The organism is Moraxella oculi, from assembly GCF_023336735.1.
Lineage (GTDB): Bacteria > Pseudomonadota > Gammaproteobacteria > Pseudomonadales > Moraxellaceae > Moraxella > Moraxella oculi.
Map to the genome: position 1 here is coordinate 209807 of NZ_JAMBAQ010000001.1, position 25238 is coordinate 235044.

Annotated in this window: 20 protein-coding genes; 6 read left to right on the plus strand and 14 right to left on the minus strand. The window is 42.7% G+C overall.

What is annotated here, in order from left to right; translation table 11 throughout:
* Positions 1–54: 54 nt before the first annotated feature.
* Entirely contained in the window at positions 55–4230 is a 4176-nt protein-coding gene (hrpA, locus tag M2R47_RS00985; protein ID WP_249097656.1) for an ATP-dependent RNA helicase HrpA, read from the minus strand.
* 147 nt (positions 4231–4377) lie between these two features.
* Between hrpA and M2R47_RS00990 the strand changes: the two genes are divergently transcribed.
* Both M2R47_RS00990 and M2R47_RS00995 read left to right on the plus strand, forming a co-directional pair.
* The gene (locus M2R47_RS00990) at positions 4378–5136 is read left to right on the plus strand and encodes a hypothetical protein (protein ID WP_249097659.1); all 759 of its coding nucleotides are present in this window, start codon (positions 4378–4380) and stop codon (positions 5134–5136) included.
* Positions 5137–5273: 137 nt separating this feature from the next.
* Positions 5274–5543, plus strand: a complete 270-nt coding sequence (locus M2R47_RS00995) for a hypothetical protein (RefSeq protein WP_249097661.1) — start codon at positions 5274–5276, stop codon at positions 5541–5543.
* Between the two features lie 44 nt (positions 5544–5587).
* On the opposite strand, the gene M2R47_RS01000 is transcribed toward M2R47_RS00995, so the two are convergent.
* The gene (locus M2R47_RS01000; protein WP_249097664.1) at positions 5588–6415 is read right to left on the minus strand and encodes a purine nucleoside phosphorylase YfiH/LACC1 family protein; all 828 of its coding nucleotides are present in this window, start codon (positions 6413–6415) and stop codon (positions 5588–5590) included.
* A 10-nt stretch (positions 6416–6425) separates the two neighbouring features.
* On the minus strand, positions 6426–7433 hold the full coding sequence (locus M2R47_RS01005) for an RluA family pseudouridine synthase (RefSeq protein WP_249097667.1): 1008 nt from the start codon (positions 7431–7433) through the stop codon (positions 6426–6428).
* A gap of 183 nt (positions 7434–7616) precedes the next feature.
* On the opposite strand from M2R47_RS01005, the gene M2R47_RS01010 reads away from it, so the two are divergent.
* On the plus strand, positions 7617–8609 hold the full coding sequence (locus M2R47_RS01010; RefSeq protein WP_249097670.1) for an outer membrane protein assembly factor BamD: 993 nt from the start codon (positions 7617–7619) through the stop codon (positions 8607–8609).
* A 90-nt stretch (positions 8610–8699) separates the two neighbouring features.
* A complete protein-coding gene (locus M2R47_RS01015) occupies positions 8700–10745 on the plus strand; it encodes a DNA primase (protein WP_249097672.1) in 2046 nt (681 codons plus the stop codon).
* Positions 10746–10752: 7 nt separating this feature from the next.
* Here the strand turns inward: M2R47_RS01015 and M2R47_RS01020 are convergent, their stop codons facing one another.
* From M2R47_RS01020 to M2R47_RS01045, 6 genes are all read right to left on the minus strand, one after another.
* A complete protein-coding gene (locus tag M2R47_RS01020; protein ID WP_249097675.1) occupies positions 10753–11418 on the minus strand; it encodes a glutathione S-transferase family protein in 666 nt (221 codons plus the stop codon).
* Positions 11419–11542: 124 nt separating this feature from the next.
* Complete coding sequence (locus M2R47_RS01025; RefSeq protein ID WP_249097677.1) at positions 11543–12034, minus strand: flavin reductase; 492 nt, start codon at positions 12032–12034, stop codon at positions 11543–11545.
* 83 nt (positions 12035–12117) lie between these two features.
* Positions 12118–13152, minus strand: coding sequence for a methionine synthase (locus tag M2R47_RS01030; protein WP_249097679.1), 1035 nt, complete (start codon positions 13150–13152; stop codon positions 12118–12120).
* Positions 13153–13240: 88 nt separating this feature from the next.
* Entirely contained in the window at positions 13241–14218 is a 978-nt protein-coding gene (locus M2R47_RS01035) for a DUF1852 domain-containing protein (protein ID WP_249097682.1), read from the minus strand.
* A gap of 335 nt (positions 14219–14553) precedes the next feature.
* Positions 14554–17238 (minus strand): DNA gyrase subunit A, encoded by a 2685-nt coding sequence (gyrA, locus tag M2R47_RS01040; protein ID WP_249097684.1) that lies wholly within the window; start codon positions 17236–17238, stop codon positions 14554–14556.
* Positions 17239–17353: 115 nt separating this feature from the next.
* Positions 17354–18070 carry an NAD(P)H-binding protein gene (locus tag M2R47_RS01045; RefSeq protein WP_249097686.1) on the minus strand — a complete coding sequence of 239 codons (717 nt, stop codon included), beginning with the start codon at positions 18068–18070 and terminating at the stop codon, positions 17354–17356.
* 329 nt (positions 18071–18399) lie between these two features.
* Between M2R47_RS01045 and rpsT the strand changes: the two genes are divergently transcribed.
* Positions 18400–18669: a 30S ribosomal protein S20 gene (gene rpsT, locus M2R47_RS01050; protein WP_249097689.1), complete on the plus strand. Its 270-nt coding sequence runs from the start codon at positions 18400–18402 to the stop codon at positions 18667–18669.
* A gap of 127 nt (positions 18670–18796) precedes the next feature.
* Here rpsT and M2R47_RS01055 read toward each other — a convergent pair whose 3' ends face one another.
* Entirely contained in the window at positions 18797–19357 is a 561-nt protein-coding gene (locus M2R47_RS01055) for a carboxymuconolactone decarboxylase family protein (protein ID WP_249097690.1), read from the minus strand.
* Between the two features lie 120 nt (positions 19358–19477).
* Positions 19478–20293 carry an exodeoxyribonuclease III gene (gene xthA / locus M2R47_RS01060; protein WP_249097787.1) on the minus strand — a complete coding sequence of 272 codons (816 nt, stop codon included), beginning with the start codon at positions 20291–20293 and terminating at the stop codon, positions 19478–19480.
* Positions 20294–20430: 137 nt separating this feature from the next.
* On the opposite strand from xthA, the gene M2R47_RS01065 reads away from it, so the two are divergent.
* Positions 20431–20880 (plus strand): thioesterase family protein, encoded by a 450-nt coding sequence (locus M2R47_RS01065; protein ID WP_249097693.1) that lies wholly within the window; start codon positions 20431–20433, stop codon positions 20878–20880.
* Positions 20881–20946: 66 nt separating this feature from the next.
* Here M2R47_RS01065 and M2R47_RS01070 read toward each other — a convergent pair whose 3' ends face one another.
* The 3 genes from M2R47_RS01070 to M2R47_RS01080 all read right to left on the minus strand — a co-directional run bounded on the left by M2R47_RS01070 (position 20947) and on the right by M2R47_RS01080 (position 24918).
* Complete coding sequence (locus M2R47_RS01070) at positions 20947–21813, minus strand: SDR family oxidoreductase (protein ID WP_283162878.1); 867 nt, start codon at positions 21811–21813, stop codon at positions 20947–20949.
* A gap of 186 nt (positions 21814–21999) precedes the next feature.
* Complete coding sequence (gene sohB / locus M2R47_RS01075; protein ID WP_249097695.1) at positions 22000–22962, minus strand: protease SohB; 963 nt, start codon at positions 22960–22962, stop codon at positions 22000–22002.
* 96 nt (positions 22963–23058) lie between these two features.
* A complete protein-coding gene (locus tag M2R47_RS01080; protein WP_249097698.1) occupies positions 23059–24918 on the minus strand; it encodes a potassium/proton antiporter in 1860 nt (619 codons plus the stop codon).
* Positions 24919–25238: the final 320 nt, after the last annotated feature.

Here is a 25238-nt window from a genome sequence, read left to right on the forward strand (position 1 = left end):
AAAAGACTTTATGTCGCCCAAGCACCTATTTTTGGCGTATGCCATGAAACACAGTCACCTGGTATTTAAACTGACCCATAATTTTTCAAGGCGTTTGTCCGAAATGGCAAACTTTGTCTTCATTGGTTGGGAAAACAGATTGATGCGGTACTCTTCCACAGCCCAGCGGTAATCGGCAATTCGTCGATCATGCACTCGATTTGCCAGTCGTTCCATATGTATGTCAAGCAAATACACACCATCAAGGTCAGCATCAAGGTTGTGTGTCAGGCGGTCAAGGCGTACATTAAGTGCCTGCAAATATCTGGGGTACTCTCGCCAATACACCACATCAGTACGATAAATAAAATCAGACAGGCTCAGATCATCCAGCTGATCTTCTACATCTTCAATGCTTTCACCAAAAATCTCACCATCTAACATCAATAGTTTGCCACGAGCCGTTTGCCAGCTGGTATAGATGTCTTTTAGTGTCTTTAACACCGTCTGCCCTGTCAATAAAAACCGTGCCAATAATTCATCGCAAGTTTGGGAAAATTCATGTTCATCAAGCGGCAAATGCTCACTTAACCAAAGGCTGGTGTCATCAACCAACCCTCCAATATGCAGACGAGCTTGCTCACTACTACTATCCACAAAGTGTGGTGCGTGGTCATGCAGGCACGCCTGCAAAGTGGCATCTACAACGATTGATTTTAGCTTGTCCAGATTTCCCAAGGGTGCAAAAGCCAGCTTGAATGCTTTATCAATCTGACCTGTTAATTGTTTTTGCTTAGCACCCAGCTTGGATTTGATTAAAGTAAGTACACCATCTTTATGGGTGTTTAAAGCAGAATTGAGTTCGGTAAATTGAGCAATGGATACTGCCATGCCTGCTTGATCAGCTTTGAGTGCAGAGAATTCTTGCATGACCACGCCTGAGACATGTCTGGTGCGTACAAAATTAAAATGCTTAGGAAAGTCATGATGTAGCCCCTCTTGTACCGCGACTTGTTGATGAATGACGCTGCTATGGCGAGCTTTTAGGCGCATCAAATCACGACTTTTCTCAATCACCTGATTTTTTTCATCAACCACGCAGATGAGTGGACGCAAATAATTTTCTACTTTTGTTGGGTCAAAATCATTGGCATTGACACGGACACCAAGCCTAGACAGGTTTTGAGTAAGCTGGTCAAGCAATCCTACGCCACTCTTAACGCTTAGCTGATCAAAAATCTTATCAGCCGTATCAGGAATGGGCACAATCTGACGGCGAAGCTCCTTAGGCAATGTCTTTAATAATTGCAAAACCAATTCATATCGCCAGCCAGCAACGCCCCAAAGCAATGCCACTGCATCGACCTGTGATAATGCCTTGATTGGTACACGCACAGTAACACCATCGTCATCAGAACTGGGATCAAAAACATAGGTCAAAGGCAGTTTCAATCCGCCCATTTGCCAATATTCAGGAAATTCATGACTGGCATTAACCGATTCATTCAGCACATCGTCATCATTAAAAAACAAAAAGTTGGGGTTATCATTAACCCTATCATGATAAAACTCCTCAAATGCCTTACGACTGGCGATGCTTTTTGGAATTCTTTCATGATAAAACTGATATAATCGTTCTTCATCAACAAGCAAATCTCGACGGCGAAGCTTGTCTTCAATACGCTCGACATCCTGAATCTTGGCGGTATTGTGTGCCAAAAACTTGGTAGGAATGCCATAATTACCGCCCACCAGTGCATCACGAATAAAAATCTCGTGGGCATGTTCAATATCCACAGGTTCATAATTGGTCAATTCTTTGGCGACAACAACCAGCCCAAACAAACTGATTTGCATATACGCACGGACACGCCCTGATTTTTTTGACCAATGTGGCTCAAAATAATGGTATTTTAATAAATTGCCTGCCGCCGAGACGATCCACTCTGGCTCAATTTTGGCAACGCAACGCATATAAACCTGCGAGGTCTCTACCACCTCAAACGACATTAACCAATCCACACCTTTTTTGTGCAACACGCTACCAGGGAAAATGCGAGATTTTTGACTTCTTGCCATCAAATATTCGCCTGGCGTATCCGTCTTATGTGCCACAAATGATAGCAAAGCAGTCAATAACGCCCTATGAATGTTGGCATAACGCACGGCATTTTCATCAACAAATCCTTGGCTTTTTATGGATTTTAAAACATTCAAGCTTAGTCCTTTGGGTTTTTTATTCACCTTAGCCTTACCCAAAGATAATCGCACACCCTTTTTTGTGTCAATTTTGACCGTGTCTTGATGCGACTGACAAGCATCTTCTATGACATCGCCTTGAACAATCTTAAAGCCAAGCTCCGCCATCATGGTGGAGAGTTGCTCATGCGTTTTTTGCCATTCACGAATGCGAGTAAAGCTAAGATAATGTTTTTTAGCAAAATTTCTTCTTGCATTCGCACTTAGCATCTGATCATCATTGATTTGATGAACGCCAAATAAAGCTTGATACAAATCAAGATAAAATAAAAAATCAGAATGCTCACGACGAAATAACGCATGCTTTTGATCAGCCTGCATTTGTTTGTCCGTGGGGCGTTCACGCACATCTTGGACTGCCAACGCTGAGACGATGATTAACATGTCAGATAAGCAGTCAAAATGATCGCCTGCAATCAGCATTCTCGCCAGTCTTGGATCGATCGGCATTTTTGCCATCACTTCACCGATTTTGGTTAATGTGGCTGTTGGAGATTCATGTTTTTTGATTTGTGTCTTTGTCGGTGCGTCAGTGATTGCCCCAAGCTCTAATAACAGCTTTTTACCGTCATTGACCAAACGCAAATCAGGCGGTGTGATAAAATCAAACGACGCCACATCACCTAGGTTTAGACGGGTCATCTGCAAAATGACACTTGCCAAATTTGTCCGTAAAATCTCAGGTTCAGTAAATTCTGGACGAGAGTCAAAATCCTCTTGTGAGTACAAGCGAATACACACGCCATCACCGATACGACCACATCGACCTTTTCGTTGATTGGCGGCTGCTTGACTGATTGCCTCAATGGGCAGTCTTTGAATTCTTGAGCGATAGTTGTAGCGACTGATGCGTGCAAAACCCAAATCAATCACATAGCGAATGTTTGGCACGGTTAAGGCAGTCTCGGCGACATTGGTTGCGATGATGATTCTTCTGCCCTTACCTGATGGCTGAAAGATGCGTTGCTGTTCGGCAAAACTTTGCCTTGCAAATAACGGCAATACCTCCGTATGGGCTGGTGCGTGCGTGGTCAGAATGTCTTGCAATTCACGAATTTGAGCTTCTGTACTAGCAAAAACCAAGATGTCTGCTTGGTGCGGATGCCCTTTTTTGCTGGCATCATCAAAGCATTCAGATACTGCCGCTGTCAATGCTCGTGGCAAACTGTCCTCCACTTCACCAAAAGCATCGTCGTCATGGCTGGTGATGATCTGATCAGTCAAAGGGCGATAACGCACTTCTACAGGATAGCTACGCCCCTCCACATTAAATACAGGGGCTGGCACACCCTTGATGGAAAAATAATTGGCAAAACGCTCCGTGTCCAATGTCGCTGATGTGATGATGATTTTTAAATCTGGACGCTTGGGCAACAGGCTTTTTAGATAACCCAATATAAAGTCAATATTAAGACTTCGTTCATGTGCTTCATCAATGATGATGGTGTCATAACGGGTCAAAAACCTATCTCTACCCAATTCAGCAAGCAAAATGCCATCTGTCATCAGCTTGACAATACTGTGCTGACTGCCTTCTTCGGTAAATCGCACCTTAAAACTGACCAAACCGCCCAAAGACTCGCCCAACTCCTCACAGAGGCGATTTGCCACTGAGCGTGCCGCCAGCCTTCTTGGTTGTGTGTGTCCAATTTGCCCAGTCAATCCACGACCTGCCAACATGGCAAGTTTGGGCAACTGCGTGGTTTTACCAGAGCCTGTCTCGCCTGCCACGATGATGACTTGATGAGTCTTGATGGCCTGTATTAAAGTATCGGCCTCTTTGGTAACAGGCAGGTCAGGATTGAGCAGCTGGTACAGATTATTAGGTATGGATTGCTGTCGAGCGGCGACCGCTTGAACGGAACGAGCAAAGATTTCATCAAACTTGGCTTGTTTTTGTTGTTGCTGATGCCCTTGTGTGCGTTTAATTTCTTGGCGAAGTCGATTTAAATAATGGCGATCTTTGGCTAGGACGGATAAATTTTTCATCATGGATTATGGATTCTTGCTTTATGGTTATCTATTACCGTAGTCTGTGGTGATCAATGAATTTAGTGTATTGTAATGCACTTTGGCAAGGTGTGCAAATATGTGCTAAAATCCCCAATTAAAATCACCCTCTAAGTTTTGACATTTTGTATGAACCAATCTGCCCTCCATCAGTTTTCTGATGGCATCAAGATGAAGATGAATCCATTGGCATTAGGTATTGTGATTGTGCTGGTCATTTTCACTCATGCAACCCTCTTTTTTGCCATGTCAACTTTGACGATAAGACGAACGGCACCAGTCATACACAACAATACCGCCTTACAGATACAATTCATTCATCAAGACAGTCCACAGCACACGGCAAGTACTCATGCCAGCAAAATAAAAAATACCCAAACCGTCAAGCACTCTAACATGAACAAACACCCCCAGACTTGGCAACCCATGAACACCAATCATTTGACCAACAGCCACTCTGTGATGAATGAAAAAACGACAGATCAAGTTGTCCTAGATGAAGATGAAGCAGCATCACACAATCAAGCAGATGAATACAATGCTTTGGTAAACACACCTCAAAACACACTTCACCACACCGACACTCTCAATGACACTATCAATAAAGCCCAACAAAAAACACAGCCCAATGCCGCACTCATACATGCCGCCCAATCTGCCACTGCTCGAATCATTTCGGCATGGGAGCATGTTGGCGACATGAACGACCAAAGGTTGATGGTCAGTATTTACATTGATGACTTAGGCAATGTGATTGACATACACATCGGTAAGGGCGAGCAAGCACTTGCTCAAACTGCCATATCCGCAATCCACAACAGTGCTCCTTTTAAGGAATTGGCAGGCATGACAGACAAACTGACCATTGAATTTCAGACCGCGCCATGACTGGCGACCAAATTTGATCTCATTAACTTTTCAACCCACCTTAAAGCAAACACCACAATGGGACGACACGCATGCTGATTAAATCCATTAAAGACCCAGCATGGTCATCACAATGATTGATAATACGGCAGAATAAAATGATGAATACTCTGACAAAGAAAATGACTTATTGCATTTTAATGGCGGCTGGTATGACAGGCTGCCAACACATTCAGGTAACTAAAAGCCCCATTCCAATCACGCTAACACCCAATGCCACTCAACAAGCAACCCTAGCAGACGCAGCAGGCGTACGCACACAGCAACCCATCGTTCTACAACCAACCAATCAACCCATCAAAAACAAATCCGATGCCAAAAAATCACCCCAAATGACGGAGTTTTATTTACTTGAAAGTTGGTTTTAATGACCACTTTGGCGATATGAATCAACCAATCAACACCAATGATTTCACGCCAATTTTACCACGACCATTGCCATTCGACCCGTCGCACTTTTTTTGGCATGCGTTTGAGCACGATATGAGTAATATTGTGCATCTTGGTAAGTGCATGGCATGACATCATTGAATACAGTCAGACCAAGTTTTTCAAGCTCCAATTTGGTTAATTGTGTCAAATCAATCGAGCATTTGCCTTCAGATGAGCCGTTTTTGATGATGCTGGCATACAGCTTGTGATCATTTAATAATGTTAATTGAGAGTCATGGATCTGTGCGATGATGCTGTCTGCCAACTCATGCGTGATTTCATAACAGTTTTGGCTGATGTGTGCGCCAATAACCGCAAAAAATTGGGTATCGGCATGTGTTTGTCTCAATCGACTGACCGTCTTAGCAATAACACCTTGAACCAATCCTTGCCAGCCTGCATGAATACAAGCAATGGGTGCTTGTTTGTCATGACTGATAATGGCGACTGGCACACAGTCTGCGGTCATGATGGCAAGTGCCCTACCTGCCTGATGCGTCATGAGTGCATCAGCACTTGGTGCCATCAGACTGACTTGATCACCAACATTGACCAAAGCATCGCCATGCACCTGATTAAGCCAATTAATGGCATACACATCGCCAAACCGATTGAGATAATCAAGCAGTGCTGCTCGGCGAACCAACACATCACTTGGCTCATCTGCCACATGCAAACCCACATTAAACTCACCGTAAAGATCACCATCAGCAAATTTACCAAACACGCCAGCTGTCGTCTGCATCACTAAGGCAGTTGGCGTTTGGTATAAAATGCGTGCTTGTTGCAAAGCATTACTCATCATCATCTCACTTTTATTATTGCTGCAAGACCGTCATCAACTCTTGCATGTCATCTGGCATTGGTGCAATAAACTGGCGAGCATCGCCTGTTTTTGGGTGGATAAAGCCAAGTTGATAGGCGTGCAATGCTTGGCGTGGAAAATACTGTACCGCACGGCGACATTTTTCAGAAAGTCCAGACTTAACCGCATTGCCGTACACAGGATCTCCCACGAGTGCAAAACCCAAATGCGACAAATGCACACGGATTTGATGCGTACGCCCCGTCTCCAATCGCACATCTAATAAACTGTATCGTTCACCCAGCCCTTGCGCCTTTAAGATGTGAGTAACCGCCATACGCCCCCCATCACGCACCGCCATTTTGGTGCGTTGGGTAGGATGACGAGCGATTGGAAGATCGATTAAAGCATGGCGTAATATGTCGCTTGGAACACCCTGACAGATACATTGATAATGACGATAGACACTTTTGTCTTTTAATTGCTCTGTCAAATGAAGCTGTGCCGACTTGGTGCGTGCGACGATGAGCAATCCTGTAGTATCTTTATCAATACGATGCACCAATCCTGCTCTTGGCAGGTGCGCATTATCAGGATAATGATATAGCAGGGCATTAACCAGCGTGCCTGTTCGGTTGCCCGCTCCTGGATGCACGACCATACCAGCAGGCTTATTGATGACGATGACCTCATCATCTTCATAAACAACATCAATGGCAATATCCTCTGGCAAATCCTCTGAGTGATTGTCCAAATTAGCCATCAGCTGGACCAAATCGCCAGATCTGACTCGATATTTAGGCTTCTGTAAGACTTCATTGACCAGTAACTGCCCATCATCAATGTATGCTTGCAACTGCACACGAGAAAAACCATCAAAAACCATGGCTGATAACTTATCCAAACGCACGCCTGCATCATCATCACCGACAACATGGGTCAGCGACACGCTTCGAGTCTGAGGCGGCAATTCAAAATCAAACTCACCCTCATTTTGATAAGACACATCTGTTTTAGTCATCAATATCATCTTAAAAGCCAAAAAAAAAAACGATTAACACTTTAACACATTTGGGCTTTTTTTTCTTATAATTTTCCCATAAAAAAATGCACGAAAATTCGCAGAAACCGACAATTGTTGGTTTTTTTTACAAAATTTGTGGTAAACTAGCCGTTATTTCACAGTGATACTCACGGAGCTTTCATGAAGTCATTACAACTAAAACTGATCGTAGCCGTCATCGCCAGTACGATGACGGTAACAGGCTGCACCACCTTAAAGGAAGCTGTTGGTAAAAAAAAGGAAGTCATCGCCACCGCTGAAAAATCAGATGTTCAGTATTATGAAGATGCCCAAAATGCTCTTGATAAAGGACGCAATCGTGATGCCATCACCGCATTGACAAATATCCGCACCTTTTACCCAACTGGTCGCTACGCTGAACAAGCTTTATTGGATTTGATGTATGCACAGTACCAAGCAAAAGACTTTGAAGCAGTCGCTCAAAGTACCGCTGAATTCATTCGTTCTTATCCCACAAGTCGTCATATTGATTATGCACTTTATGTGCAGGGGGTGACGCACATGGGTGGTTCGCCAAAAGCACCACGCTTATTTCACATGGACCAGTCCCAGCGTGATATTTCTTGGCTGTACTTGGCTTTTAATGATTTTCAGGCATTGATCAATCATTTCCCAAACAGTCAATACGCCCCCGATGCTGCTCAGCGTATGATCGCCATTTATAATGATTTTGCTGAGCATGAGCTGGTTGCTGCACGCTGGTATTTGAAGCGTCATGCTTATCTTGCTGCTGCCAATCGTGCCAAGTGGGTATTTCAATACTATCCACAATCCCAAAGCACTCCAGAAGCCATCGCCATTTTAGCATACAGCCATGAAAAGCTTGGGCTTACCAGCACCGCCAATCAGTACAAAACCCTACTGCAAATCAACCATCCACAATATCTCACAGATAACAATGAGGTACGCTTGCCAAATCAGGGTGCGTCATCATGGGGTAAAAAAACGCTTTCAATGGTTAGCTTTGGCAAACTGGGTCGCAGTAAAGATGGTTTTAAAACCGCTACTGGCACATTTACAGGTGCCACACGCACCCAAGTCATTCGTCAAGCAGCAGACTTAACCTTACTCAATCAAACCCAATCAAGACAAGTTGATGAGACGATGCACTGATTTCATACGCTTTTATCATTTTAAAACATCCGCATCAATCCCATAAAGCGTATTTATGGGATTGATTGTCTTTTTTAGGTAAAACAAGACATGCGAGTTCCCGAATCCATCATTGAACAACTCAATAGCCAAGCCGATTTGGTGGGCATGATTCGCCGCCACACGACCCTAAAACCTGCTGGACGAGAGTTCAAGGGTTGCTGCCCTTTTCATGGAGAAAAAACACCTTCTTTTTATGTCAACCCCCAAACCAATCTGTATTACTGCTTTGGTTGCGGTGCAAAGGGCAACCCCATCACTTTCTTAAAAGAATTTGAACGCATGAGTTTTGGCGAAGCACTGACCGCCCTGTCAGACCAAACTGGCATTGACCTGCCCAAAGATGATGACTTTGCAAAATCCATCAAATACAAAAAAAACCAGCAAACAAAAACATCTTTCACCTCTCAACAGCACAGCAACTCGCAACCAATCCAAGATGTAGCCCTTAGCGCTCACACCCAAAGCACGCCAGTCACTACAACTGATGATTTTAGAGATTTTGAACACGCCCATCATGGCGAGCAGGTGAGTGATGGCGAGCATCACACACTCAACCAAGAGGGTAATCTGTATGCTTTATTAAAAGAAATTTGCCAATACTATCAAAATCAATTGCACCAGCACCCTTTGGCAATGGCATACTTGACTTCACGAGGTCTAACCCCACGCACCATTGCCACTTTTGAACTAGGATACGCACCTTCAAGCTGGCAACATCTACAAGAGTCTTTTCCCAATGACATTGAAGGTCTAAAAATTCTAGGGTTAATACGAACTTCACAAAAAGGTCGGGAATTCAACTTATTAAGAGAACGAGTTATATTTCCCATTAAAGACAAACAGGGTCGTGTTGTTGGATTTGCTGGACGCAGCTTGGGAGACGAATTGCCAAAATACATCAACTCATCAGAATCGCCTGTTTTTCAAAAACAATTCATTCTATATGGCTTGTATGAAGCACGCCAAGCCAAGGCGGATGATTATCTGATGGTTGAAGGTTACATGGATGTCATCGCTCTGCATCAAGCTGGCATTCATGGGGCGGTTGCACCGATGGGAACGGCAGCAAATGAAAAGCAACTCGCCAACTTATTAAAATACAACGACACCTTGACGCTTTGTTTTGATGGTGATGGTGCAGGTCAGAGAGCCGCTTGGCGTACTTTGGAGGTTGCCGCCCCAATATTGCACGATGGCAAACAGCTCAAATTCCTCACCCTGCCAGACAATCACGATCCAGACACCTACATCAAGGAACACGGCGTGGATGCCATGAACTCTCAAATTCAACACGCTGTCAGTACTTCCGATTATGTTTTTAGAGTGTTGACCAATCGTTATGACATTCAATTCCCTGAAAATAAAGCAGCAGCAATGGCAAAGCTTAAAGAGCTGACCGCCAAATTCCCAAAGGGATCAAGTTTTAAATGGTGGCTTAATAATGATATTTATCGCAAGTTAAGCAACAAAGACGAAAAAACACACCACACCATTGATAAAGCCAATTACAAATCAAGTAACGGTAACATCTCTTTGTATCTATGCTTGTTATACGCTCCTTATCTACTAACCCAAGATCCGCTTAATGACATTTTTATCAAATCTGGCGTGATCGATGTTCATGTTGGCTTTATTGAGCGGTTAGAAAAGCACGGATTACACTTGCCAGAATTGCCAAGCTGGCAGAATCTTGGTGATGACGCACTCGCTAATTTGGTCAATACCATACTAAAACTGCATCAGATGGCCAGTGATGGTTTAATCACGCCACTAGAAGAAACCACTGACTTACAAAAAATCAATGAGCAAGCACACTTCATCATGGCAAGCTTGCCAAACGACGCACTTCAAAAGACATTAGCAAAATATTGGCGAGACTTTATCGGGCAAATGACTGATCAAAAAATCAATAATGTTAGTTTATTTTTTCATGAATTACTCAGTCATAAGCTGGCTGATATCTTTAAAAAGCAACATGAGCAAAGTAAGAATATTCTACTGTCAGAGATTCATAAACGCCGCCTAATCGCTTTGCAACAATGGGACAAAACCCAAAAAATCAAGCTGGCAGAAACATTTGAGAGGTACAGATGACGACTCATCAAACAAACAATTCACCACCTTTTAATACGGATTTTTGATACGCTTGGCGACTCTCACAATCAGTCATCCAGCGTCTGATATTAGAGCAGTCATTAAGACCATCATTTTGTAATGCCTTAGTAACAAAATAAGTCTGAATATCAGCACCTGTAAAGTGACCAGCCAGCCATTCCCTATTTTTTAGGTGATCATCCAACACACAGCAACTTTGACGAATGGCATCCTTGATTAATAAAGACTCAACTTTATTCTTAATGGCCCTAACAACAGGTCGCACCATCAATGGTGATTTAGTGGCAATCTGACTCATCACTAATCGCATGACCTGTGGCGGCATCATGGAACTTTCTGAAAAATGCAACCAGAACACATAGTCATCCCAATGCTCTTCGTCAGCAGAGAATTGACCTTGCTCATCATAATATTTTAGCAAATATTCAATGATATAACCTGATTCAACAAGCGTCTTGCCACGCGTCCCATCGACCAAAATCGGTGCTTTTCCCATCGGATGAATCTGTGTCATCTCTTTGGGTGCAAGAAAATTAGCATTACGCGTGTGCGATACCATCTCATAAGGCGTACCATAGCTGGCATGCAACTCTTCTAATAGCCATAAGATACGAAATGAACGAGAATGATTCAAATGATGTAAGGTAAGCATGTCAGTTCCTCATGATCTTTTGAATCATTGTACCATAAAATCATCACTGAATGATTGTTTCATCAAGTTCATGCAAAAAACACCCTAAGACTGACTCAGGGTGTTTTGGCAAAAAATGATGGCATCAGATGATTGCCGTATCGCCACTCGTTCGATGATAGCTGCGATTAAAATAAGTCAGAGCATCATCATCATTGCGTTTGATATCAACAATTTCACAAATCAGTACGCCATGCGTACCCACTTCCTTAACCTCCTTGATGTGGCAATCAAAGCCAATCAAAGCATCAGTAAGCAGCGGAGCTCCTGTTGTCAGCACCCCCCATGATCCATGGGTAAAACGCTCATCTGAATTTAATCGTGATGCGAAGATATTTGACAGATTGGATTGCTTAGCGGTCAATGTATTGACCATCAACACGCCATTTTTTCTAAAATTGTCATAAAATCCAATCTTAGTATTCATACAAACCAGCAAAGTCGGTGGCGAATCCGTCACACTGCAAACTGCCGATGCCGTAAAGCCATGCCTACCTGCCACGCCATCTGTCGTTACCACATGTACCGCAGTGGTCAGCTTTGCCATGGCATCTTTAAAATCTGTCACATCTACCATTTTTTCGTCTTTCTTACATTCGTAATTTTTTATCATCAATAGTTAATAATTTCAAACTTTTTTCAAAAGTTCGTCAGCAGCCATCACTTTCCTGCAAGCTCATTGCGGATGATGTCAGCTCCTTGGCTAAGTGCATTAAGCTTGCCACGAGCAACCACACGAGAAAGAGGTGCCATGCCGCAGTTAGTGCTTGGGTAAAGCTTGTCTGCATCAACAAATTGTAACGCCTTACGAAGCGTGTCCGCAACCTGCTCTGGCGTCTCAATCTCATTCGTTGCCACATCAATCGCACCAACCATCACGGTTTTACCACGAATCAACTCAATCAAATCCATCGGCACACGAGAATTTTGGCATTCTAACGATACAATGTCAATTTTTGATTTCTGTAACAGCGGCAAGCTTTCTTCATACTGACGCCATTCCGATCCTAATGTCTGTTTCCAGTCCGTATTGGCTTTAATACCGTAGCCGTAGCAAATATGCACTGCTGTTTTGCAGGTCAAGCCTTCCACAGCCCTTTCTAATGCCGCAACACCCCAATCATTAAGCTCATCAAAAAACACATTAAATGCCGGTTCGTCAAATTGAACGATATCTACGCCTGCTGCTTGCAGCTCATGAGCTTCATCGTTTAGAATTTTTGCAAATTCCCACGCCAGTTTTTCTCGGCTTTTATAATGACCATCATACAAAGTATCAATCATTGTCATCGGTCCTGGTAGAGCCCATTTGATGAGTTTGTCCGTGTGTGCACGCAAGAATTTTGCATCTTCTACAAACACAGATTTGGGGCGAGAGACATCGCCGACCACGCTTGGCACACTGGCATCATAGCGATTGCGAATGCGTACGGTTTCACGCTTATTAAAGTCCACCCCGTCTAGATGCTCAATGAATGTTGTTACAAAGTGCTGGCGAGTCTGCTCTCCATCACTCACGATATCCACCCCTGCGGCTACTTGCTCAGCCAACGACACCAATAAAGCATCTTGTTTGGCACTAATCAGCTCTTCACCTTCAAATTTCCAAGGCGACCATAGTTTTTCAGGTTCAGCCAGCCAAGATGGTTTTGGCAGACTGCCAGCGGTAGAAGTTGGGAGTAAGATGTTGCTCATTGTTTTTTCCTAAAAATTAAGTTTTACCATGATACCAAAAAACTCAAATCAGCCGATTGCCATATCAGCTGATTTGCAATACGATGAGTTATTTTTGAGTAAGCCAAGCGTTCAATATGTCTTTATAAGGCTTGATGAATTGCTCTTCTGCCAACTTGCCTTGCTTAATCGCCAAATCGGTGCGTTCTACACGGTCATAATCAACTTTTGGCACAGAATAATCTTCATAAGTCAAGCTACCTTGATATACTTGACCTGCCGTTGAGTTGGCGTTATAAATTTCTGGTCGATAAATTTTTTGGAATGCCTCCATCGTAGCGATGGTACTGATCAGCTCCAAGTTGGTGTAGTCATTGAGTAAATCAGCATTTTCATCAAAATAAAACGCATAAGGTGCAACCGATTTTGGCGGCATGAAATAACGCACTTTCAAGCCCATTTTGGCAAAGTATTCATCAGTTAAGGAATAATCATTTTGCTCATATTCCACACCTAAAATTGGGTGAGTGTTTGTCGTTCTGTGGTATGTGCGAGTGGTGGCAACACTCAAGCATAATACAGGTGGTTTTTTGAATTGACTCTGATACTCAGGGGAATTAACCATGAATTTAAATAGCTTGCCATGCAAATCACCATAACCTTCTGGTACGGTAAATTCACTTTTATCAGCATTGTACTCACGCAGCAACACACTAAAGTCATAATCTCGTACAAAAGACGAAAAGCTATTACCAATGATACCATCAATGGTCTTGCCCGTCTTATGATCAATGACGGATGTGTATAGCCATTCCAACCCTGAGAAAAACTCTCCTTGACCAGCCACATCAATATCAATAGAAACAATATCAAGTTTTACTGAATAACGGTCAGCTGTTGGATTATCCCAACTTGCCAAATCATTAAAACGCTTATCAATCATTCTGATGGCGTTTTGTAAATTTTGCTTGCGATTTTCGCCACGAGCTAAGTTGGCAAAGTTGGTTGTCAAACGAGTGCTACTGGCTGGTTCATAATTTTCATCGAATCGCTGAGTATGCACTTTGCATTTAAAATTAGCAGTCATTATGGCACCTATTTGGGTTGCTATTGGAATGTGTGTATTAAACCACATTTTCTTAATGAAAAAAAGTGATATATTTTTGAAAAAAGTTGAAAAATTTTCACTTTATATGACAAGTATTCATTGCTAATAACAAGATATCCATGACGCATGCACGCTTAGCTCATTGATTTGAGCGACAATCGTTTGATGTTTTTTTATCAAGCATTCATGGCAACATACTAACTGTTAAGCATTGCCAGACATTTTCATCATTTAATAAAAATACCGCCTCGCAGAAGCGGTATTTAAAAAGATGACGCCCATCAATCCACCAAAGTGTTCAAAACCCAATTTTTTCATTGCTCGTCTTGCACTGGCAGACTTTCCAAGCTTTCTTCATCAGAACAATCCGTCTCCTCATGCTCCACACATGCCACACCTACCAGTTTTTCACCATCGCTGATACGAATCAAGCGTACGCCCTGTGCATTACGCCCTGCAACAGCAACTTGAGCAACAGGGGTGCGGACCAGCGTACCCTTATCAGAGATGAGAATAATGTCTTCATCGCCTTGTACTGCCACCGCCTTAACAAGCTCTCCGTTTCTGTCGCTTGTTTTGATGGCAATCACCCCTTGACCCCCTCGCCCTTTGGTTGGATAATCACCGATGGGAGTACGCTTGCCATAGCCATATTCACAAGCACACAATATCTCGCCATCTTTAGGTGCAACCACAAGCGACACAACACGACTGACCGCAACCGTGCCGTCTTCAGAGACATCGTTAGCGTCTTCATCAAGAACTTCATCATCATCTAAATTCAGATGTGCCAATAAGTTGACACGAATGCCACGCACACCCTTGGCACTGCGACCCATTGCCCTGATGGCAGACTCCTTAAAACGAATCGCCTTTCCTTCATTAGAAAATAGCATGATTTCTTGCTCACCATCTGTGATGGCAACCCCAATCAAGGTGTCAGCTTCTGCCAAATCAATCGCCCTTAATCCATTGGCACGCAGGTTGGCAAATTGAGACAATGCCACTCGCTTGACAGTGCCACTTGCGGTAGCAAAGAATACAAACTTGCCATCATCAGCCAAATTCTCAACAGGCAAAATGGCGGTAACGCTTTCGTCAGAATCAATATTAATGAGATTGACAAGCGGACGACCTTTCGAACCACGAGATGCGATGGGTATCTCAAACCCACGCAAGCCGAACACTCGACCTGTATTAGTGAAACATAAAATATGGGCATGTGTACTGGCAACAATCAGATGCTCAATCACATCATCTTCTTTCATGGCGGTGGCAGATTTTCCTTTACCACCTCGTTTTTGTGCCTGATAATCACCTATTGGCTGTGTCTTAGCATAGCCTGTATGAGAGACGGTCATCACCACTGTTTGTTCAGGAATCAAGTCTTCACGACTAAAGTCGGCTCGTGAGTCAACAATGTCCGTTTTGCGATCATCACCAAAATCATTGCGAATCTCAATAAGTTCAGCCTTAATCAATGCCATCAACACATCAAAATCTGCCAAAATGAGTTGCAGACGGGCAATCTCAATCAAAATTTCCTGATACTCTGTTGATAGCTTATCTTGCTCCAAGCCTGTCAAGCGATGGAGTTGCATGTCTAAAATGGCATTGACCTGACTGGGAGACAGACGATACCGTTCATTATTATCAACCAATCCAAATGGTGCATTCAAATCCTCACCCTCGATGATGTCAGGGCGTATTGATTTTTCTCCTGCCGCAGTCAACATGGCAACCAGTCCACCTGCCTGCCAAGTACGAGATAGAAGGTTTTGGCATGCTTGTGCTCGATTGACCGACTGCTTGATGACTTCAATCATTTCATCAATATTGGCAAGAGCGACCGTAAGACCTTCTAGCAAATGACCTCGAGCCTTTGCTTTATTCAGCTCAAAAATGGTGCGACGAGTCACAACTTCTTGACGGTGGCGAATGAATGCCGAAATCAGATCACGCAGAGTCATTAAGCGTGGCTGGCCGTTATCCAAAGCAACCATGTTGATGCTAAAACTTGACTCCAAAGGCGTCTGCAAAAACAGGTTGTTGACTACAACCTCAGCATTCTCACCTCGTTTTAAGTCAATCGCAATACGCATGCCCTCTTTATCGGATTCATCACGCACAGCAGAAATGCCTTCAATTTTTTTGTCATTGACCAGCTGGGCGATTTGTTCAATGAGTTTGGCTTTATTGACTTGATAAGGAATTTCTGTAAACACAATGCGTTCACGATCTTTGGAAGCACCCTCCATCTTCTCAATGGCGTATCGACCACGAATGTGTAGGCGTCCTTTGCCTGTCATGTAGGCATCACGAATGCCACTACGCCCATGAATGATGCCACCTGTTGGAAAATCAGGACCACTGATGTGTGTCGCCAACTCCTCACCTGTGATGTGGGGATTATCAGCATAAGCAAGGCAGGCACTTACCACTTCAGTCAAATTGTGTGGTGCCATGTTAGTCGCCATACCAACAGCAATGCCTGTTGCCCCATTAACAAGTAGGTTTGGCACACGAGCAGGCAATACAGATGGCATCTTTTCCGATCCATCATAGTTATCTTCCCAGTCCACCGTCTCCTTATCAAGATCTGCCAACATCTGATGCGTCAGTTTTTGCATACGCACTTCTGTATAACGCATTGCCGCAGGCGGATCACCATCAACCGATCCAAAGTTTCCCTGACCATCAACCATCATATAACGCATAGAAAACGGCTGTGCCAGACGCACAATCGCATCATACACAGCCGTATCGCCATGCGGATGATATTTACCGATGACATCACCCACGACACGGGCAGATTTTTTGTAGGGTTTGTTATGATCGTTGGATAACTCGTGCATGGCGTACATGACACGGCGATGCACAGGTTTTAGACCATCTCGAACATCAGGCAATGCACGAGAAACGATCACACTCATGGCATAATCCAAATACGACTGCTTTAATTCATCAACAATCCCAACAGGGGTAATAGAATCGGTCATAAACCAACCTTTTTTATCTTAAAATCAAGCGTTTATTATACCATAAACGCACATAAAATCACACAAAAAGCCATGCCGAAGTACTGCCTAGATACCAAAAGCCTTGTTCACTTCATCATTCAATCGCATGCTTACCAATTTCAGTCATGGCACACATGTCGTCATGGGTGATGATCACGCATGCATGTTCATTAACTTGATGTCGGTTGCGCAGCTGTCTTTGATAAGCGGTTAACGACATTGCAACCGCAACTCTTTTTGGCGTCAGTCTTTGTTTTTTGTCAAATGGCATGAGGGAATTGGCGGCATTTTTAGCAACCGATAACCCAAACCTACCCAAAGATTTGATAGAAAACTTCTCTTTGGCAGGCGTTAATTTATGCAAACGAAAGAAAGCCAAATCATTAAAATCCAGCGATTTCAAATAATGCTCCACATTCGATTTGGCAATAAGATCAGGATCATGGCCTGCATTATCCGCCCCCATTGTTGATAAATAAAAAAATCGACTCACTCCCTTATCACGGCAAGCTTTTGCAAAGGCGGTATTAAATAGGACATTGACCTGATAAAACTCATCATCACTGATTGCGTCTTTTTTAGTGATGTTCAAACAGCTAAACGCATCCGTGTCTTGCCCAATGGGCATGCTGGCAATCCTATCTGGCAATAAATCAAAATCGTGCACATGATAAATGTGCGTATTTTCACTGATGGCGCGAGGTTGCGTGCGTGTGATGATGATCAGCGTGTCGTACAATGCCGCAAGCTCTCGAGCAAGAGCCTGACCAACCCTCCCAGACGCGCCGATTAAGACTGCTTTTGTTTTCATAAATCACTGACATAAAAACGATGTCTTATTCTAGCACAAAAGCCATGGCATTTAACATCAATCACTGATTAAAGACTTGTCAAGTCACACAAAAATACTTTAAAATATGGTCACCTTCAGGTGAGTGCTGATTTTTTATTGAATACTCCATTTTTTTTTGATAAAATAGCACTTTAATAATGCTAGGCATCGTGTCTATTTTTAAATGATTTGACCTTTTGGTCTGATTTTTCATTAAAAATGATGAGTTGGTGGCTGCCCAAATCATCACGCTTGGCATTTTTGACAAAACTTTTCATTCATTTTTCATTTTTATCCAAGGATAAATCATGGCAAACTCAGCACAAGCTAGCAAACGCGCTCGTCAAAACACAAAGCGTCGCCAACATCTAGCATCTCAACGCTCAATGGTGCGTACTTTCATCAAGCGTGTAAACGCAGCCATCGAAGCCAAATCATACGAATTGGCCACCGAAGCCTACAATAAGGCAGTGCCAGTCATCGACCGCATGGCAGATAAAGGCGTCATTCATAAGAATAAAGCAGCTCGTCATAAGAGCCGTCTTAACACCGCCATTAAAGCACTAAAAGACGCATAAATCGTCTGATCAATAAAAAAGACCTTAATGTTAAGGTCTTTTTTATTGATCAATTCATAACACCACACTAAAAAAGACGAAAGTTTTTTGTATTTTTTAGTGTGGATCATTTAAGATGACTGCCAAATCAAATTTCTTGATTTGGTGCAAAAGCAGCAAGCTCTTGATTAATATCATTCTTGGCAACATTATTGGCATAGTTACATAAAGTCGCTAATGCCACGCCCATGATGACATCTAGCACATTTTGATCATCATAGCCTGCTGACTTAAAGGCATTCAACTCCTCATCAGACACCTGACCTCTTTGATCAATCAACTGCATGGTGAATTGTGCCAGTGCTTGATATTTTTCATTGCTTTGAATGTCGGTGCGTTGACGCAGTGCAACCAACACATCGGTCGGCATTTTCAGCTTCATTTTGCCAATCTTGGTATGACCTGCCACACAAAAATCACAACCATTGTGAGCGGCGGCGGTAATTTGTACAACCTCCACTTCTTCAGCAGTGAGTGAATTTGAGCCATTTAGTTTACCAATTTCTTGATAAAAAGCCAAAGCCTGCGGTGAATTTGCTAAGGTACCGATAAGATTTGGGATAAAGCCATTTGCCTTTTGTACAGCTTCCACTCGATCCTTGGCTTGTTCTGGTGCAGTGTCTAGTGTATGAAGGGTTAAACGAGGCATAAGAACTCCTTGGTTAAATTTATTTTAAAAATATAGCAATACTTATATAAAGTCATGTAAGAAAATTTCAAGGGATTTTCTAGAAAATTATGAAAACCCATGCTTTCATTTTGGCACTCATTAGATTTCAAATCTTGCCCAAATCGGTGAATGATCCGATGGTTTTTCAAGTGCTCGAATATCATAACTGATCCCAGCGTCGCTGCAGTCATCAATCAAACCACTAGTACACAAAATATGATCAATTCGCAAACCACGCTTTGGCGTATCTTCAAAACCACGAGAGCGATAGTCAAACCAACTAAACTCATCATCTTGATGGGGTTTAAACTTACGATAAGTATCATGCAACTCTCGACTCATCAGTGCCTGATACCATTCTCGCTCTTCTGGTAGAAAGGAGCACACACCCCTTTGTAGCCATCGTTTTGCATTAATCTCACCGATTCCAACATCGCTGTCTTGCGGTGAGATGTTCATATCACCCATGACAATAAGCTCCCTTCCTTCTGATTTTAATTCGTCAATATAATGGTTTAAGTCAGCATAAAAAGCTTTTTTCATAGGAAATTTGGTCTCATGTGAGCGATTTTCTCCCTGTGGAAAATACCCATTAAGCACATCAATTTCTCGCCCCTTTAAATCAAATCTGGCATGAATGAAGCGTCTTTGAGCATCAGGACTGGCGAATGGAAAACCTTTTTGTACAAAAATTGGCTGAGATTTGGATAGAATCGCCACGCCATAATGTGCTTTTTGCCCAAAGTATGACACATGATAGCCCAAAGCCTCCACATCGGATAAGGGAAAGGCATCATCATGAACTTTGGTTTCTTGCAGACCAATGATATCCGCCCCAAGCATATCACGAACAGCCAGCAATTGGTGAGGTCTGGCACGCAACCCATTGATATTAAAACTTACAAAAGTTGTCATCATTTCATCAATCATCTCATTAAAAAAAGGTATTTTAGCAAAATTTTTAAAATAATTTTGGTTATCTTGATGGGATTAGTGGTTTTTTGATGTACAATGTTTCACACAAACTTCAATCACAACCAAAAACAATGCTTATGAACGCCCCAATTTTTAAAGAACATTATAAAGTCTATATTAACCATACAGACGCAGGCGGCATCGTCTATCATGCCAATCATCTGACATTTTTTGAAAATTGTCGCAGAGACTGGCTAAGTTCACTTGGTTTTGATGGTTATTTTTTTGATCAACACAGTGTGGATGTCAGTACAAATGCGGTTAATAAAGTGCATTTTGTGGTCAGTCATGCTGATGTGTCTTACCGATCAGCAATTTTTATTGATGACATGTTGGTCGTTAGCGTGCAAGAAGTCATAAAAAAGCCAGCCAGTTTGATTTTGACCCAGCACATTTATCGCAGCGATGAGCATTATCAGCAAGGTAAAATCGCAGCCACAGGCATCATCACTTTGGCATGCGTGATGAATAAAGACGGTAAGATTCACCCATGCAGATTGCCAAGCGCATTATCAATCCCCACATAACAAACTAAAAAGGCGTGTAAAAATACACGCTTTTTTATCAATGGCTTAATTATTGGCATCATCAAATCACAAAAACTTTGTGATCAATCGCAATGGTAAGTATTTCATACCAAGACCAATCGGCAGCCATGGCCAAGCAGGCACATACGCCTCATCAACCTTTGCTTCAATCGCCTTAATGATGACATCAGCACCTTCCTCTTCCTCTATTTCAAAAGGCAGATATTTAGCACCAATATTAAGGTCTGTACGCACATATCCTGGATAGATGGTTGATACAGTAATCGGCAGTTTTTCACTGATGGTGTCAGCTCGAATGCCTTCGGCAAGTGCGGCCAGTCCTGCTTTTGCAGCAGCATAAGTTGTCAGATGACGAGGCAATCCACGCACCGCAGACATGCTTGAAATGACCACCAGATGACCGCTATTTTGACGGCGGAAAATCTGCATGGCAGCCTCACACTGCGCCAATGCTGAAATGAAGTTAATTTCGGCAGTAGCACGATTGATGGCAAACCTCCCATGACCAATGACACGACTGTCGCCCACACCTGCATTTACGATGATTTTATCAATTTTGCCATCATTTTGTTGAATCACCTCATTAAAAGCATCAAAAACAGCAAAAACATCATCGTACACGGTAACATCCAAGCTTTGCACATAGACTTTAATGCCAAACTCCGATTCAAGCTCAGCCTTTAAGCTTTCAAGTCGATCCAGTCGTCTGGCACAAATCGCTAAATCATAACCTAAGAATGCAAACTTACGCGCCATCATCGCACCAAGCCCACTGCTTGCACCAGTAATCAAAACCGTCTTACCCTGACCGACACCACGAATGGCGTTTAAGTCTTTGATTTTATTGAATTGATTAGCAACCACTCGCCCAAATTTATCTACTTTAGCAAACACTTCTTCGAGTTTTTTCATGCAAATTTTCCAAAGTTAAAAAACACTCACTAAAAACAATGCGAATGCTGTCTACATGTCAACAATACAAGATTAAAAAATAGCAAAAATAATCGGCTATTTTAACGCATTTTTCACCAAAATTCTAATCATTTAATGTGCACAATCACTCACTGATTCAATGATGGCAAGGCAGAAAGCTCAGCATTAGGGACGGTTAAGCTTACCGATCATTTTGCTAATGGACATGCCTGTTGATGACATCAATGCTTCAAAAGACGCACCCACTTGCTCTGCCAACCCAAGCTTTTCTAATAAGGTGGGCTTACTTCGTGAATGTAAGACAAAGACATCGTGCATCTCCATCAATTTCATTACATACGCATCTGATGTGCCAATTTCATCAATCAAGCATAAGTATTTTGCATCCTTCCCAAACCAAAACTCACCTGTTGCCACTTTATTAATATCAAGACTGGAGCGATGCTTACTGACGAATTGCTTGAACAGCTCATGAATGCGATCAATATCAGCTTGATATTTTGCTCGGTCTTCGTCGGTATTCTCTCCAAATACGGTTACCGTACGCTTATGATCACCTGCGGTAAACATTTCATAACCGATGTGATGCTTTTTCATCAATTCATGAAAGTTTGGCAATTGACTGACCACGCCCACCGAGCCAATAACAGCAAAGTCTGACGCAATGATTTGATCCGCCACACACGCCATCATGTAGCCACCACTGGCGGCAATTTTATCCACACAAACGGTCAAACTTAAGCCTGCCGACTTAATGCGTTCAAGCTGAGCTGCTGCCAAGCCATAAGCATTGACCTGACCACCACCAGATTCCAAACGCAAAACCACCTCATCGCCTTCTTTAGCATCGACAATGATGGCACTGATCTCCTCACGCAAATGCCCAACCGCACTCGCCTTAATATCACCTTCAAAGTCAAGCACATAAACCACTTTATCATTTGATGGCACATCGGATTCACTCTCAACCTTACCGATGAGCTTACCAAAAGGCATTTTAGAAAAACACGATGTTTTCTTAGCGTTGGCACTTTTGACTTTTTCAAATTGCTTTTGGTGTTCTCGCTTGATTTTATTTAGATGAATGAGCTGTAATTCGACGGGTTTTTTTGATGAATGAAATAACATATTTACTCCGTTATGATGACCATAAAAATATACAGACTTAATGAAAGGATTGGTCATCAATATCGATAACCAACCCCATCAATCCCCTTGTTCATATTAACCATTTTTTAGGTTTTTTAGACCAATGCCATGAAGCCGACCATGCTCATCCACATCTCGCACAATGAGCGACCATGAGTCATTTAGGCGTACCGCATCGCCCTTAACAGGTTCTGCTTTGAAATGGGCTAACATAAATTCTTCAACCGTCTGATGACTGGCCTCTCTGAGCGTCTGAACCAACTCATCATCAATCCCTGTCAACTCTGACGATCCTAATAGCGGTGTGAAAATACTATCCAATGCACTGGTTACAGGGGCGATTGTTTTAGAAAAGCGGTTTTGGTTTTGTGAGCGAGTTGCCAGATTATAAAAAGGCAAATCCACGATGCGCACATGTGGCGACAACAGCCAATCGCCATAGAACTCACTGGTCTTTTGGTATTGGGTGGCAGAATTATTAAAGACCTTAGCAATACTTGCTGCCCAATCTCCAGAAAGTGCATACCAAACGATATCACCCACTTTTAGTGCGGTATCTTCATTCACGCTTACCAAATAACCATCTCTAACCACGGCAAAGACAGCGATGTCTTTACGATTAACCTTAGTTGAGATGCTTTGTGGATGACGACCAATCGCAAAAGCTCCGGGCTTGACCTCAAACTCATACAAGGTAATATTTGCCTGATCCCCCACCCAAATTTCATGTTCTGCTTTGGGTTCGGTGTCAGTAGGTACCCAAACATTAAAAGCTCGAGACATGAACGGAATGGTCGCTCCTTGTGCCAGCAATGATAAGATGACAACACCAAAAACAATATTGAAAGCCAAGTCCGCCCCTTCCACACCACTCATCACAGGTATGAGTGCCAGCGTGATGGGGACAGCACCACGCAGACCGACCCATGAAATAAAACCAATCTCTTTTGGGCGAAAACCAAAAGGCAACAGACTGGTAGACACTGCAAGAGGTCGAGCAATGAATAACAAAAATAAGAAAATCATCAACGCATAAGGCCACTCTTCAAGCATTCTTGATGGGGACACAAGCAAACCAAGCACCACAAAAAGCACCGCCTGCGATAGCCAAGCAAAACTATCCATCACACGCAAGACATGCTCCGTCGCACGCACTTTGGTATTACCGATGGCAATGCCTGCCAAATATACTGCCAAAAACCCACTACCACCAAACAAATTGGTCGCACCAAACACCGCCATTCCTGCCGACATGATTAAAATGGCATACATCCCTTCTGCCAAATGTATTTTGGGCAGTAATTGAGAAAGCAACCAGCCAGCCAATGCACCCAACAACAGACCAATGCCAATTTGTTGCAATAGCATCAACAAGATACCCCAAATGGTTTGACTGGCAGGGTCAATATTCATGGCTATCATCACGGTAACCAATAAAATTGCCATTGGGTCGTTGGCACCTGACTCAAGCTCTAAGGTTGCTTGTACACGATCATTGAGTTTGACGCCTCCATGACGCAATAGGCTAAAAACCGCTGCTGCATCTGTTGAGCCCACAATCGCTGCCATTAAAAGACCCAATCGCCAATCAACACCCAACAACCAAGTTACAAAAACACCCAAGGCGACTACCGTAGCAAGCACCCCCCAAGTCGCCAAAGCGATTGCAGGCTTTAAACCAACCCTAAACGATTTAAAAGAGGTACGCAAACCACCATCAAGCAAGATGCACGCCAGTGCGGCCTGTCCAATAAAGTTAGCCATCGAGTATTCTTCAAATCGAATACCAATCACCCCTTCTTCACCCGCCAACATGCCGACACCCAGAAAGAATAATAACAAAGGAACGCCAAGTCTGGCTGACAATGTGCTGGTCATAATACTAACAAAAATCAGCAAAGAGGTGACCAAATAAATGATATTTAGGGTGTCCATCGGCTTATCAGATCTCCTTAGATGGTGAATGCAATGATCTAAATTTAACTTGCAATCGTATCACATTATCCAACCTAATTTCCATCAAAAAATTCATTTATTTAATGGAATTTTTCAGCATTTGCCAACACAATAGATGTTGGTATGACCATCGGTAGTTGCAGGCAATCTTGCTTTTTAGTTTTTGTAGAAAATTTTACATTTTTAACAAAATTTTGTGAAATTTTAATTAACATTTTGGCATAATTTTGCTAAAATCCTAAAATACTTTTTAAAAATCATTCAATTTTTTTTAATTTTTTATAAATTTTAAGGCAAGT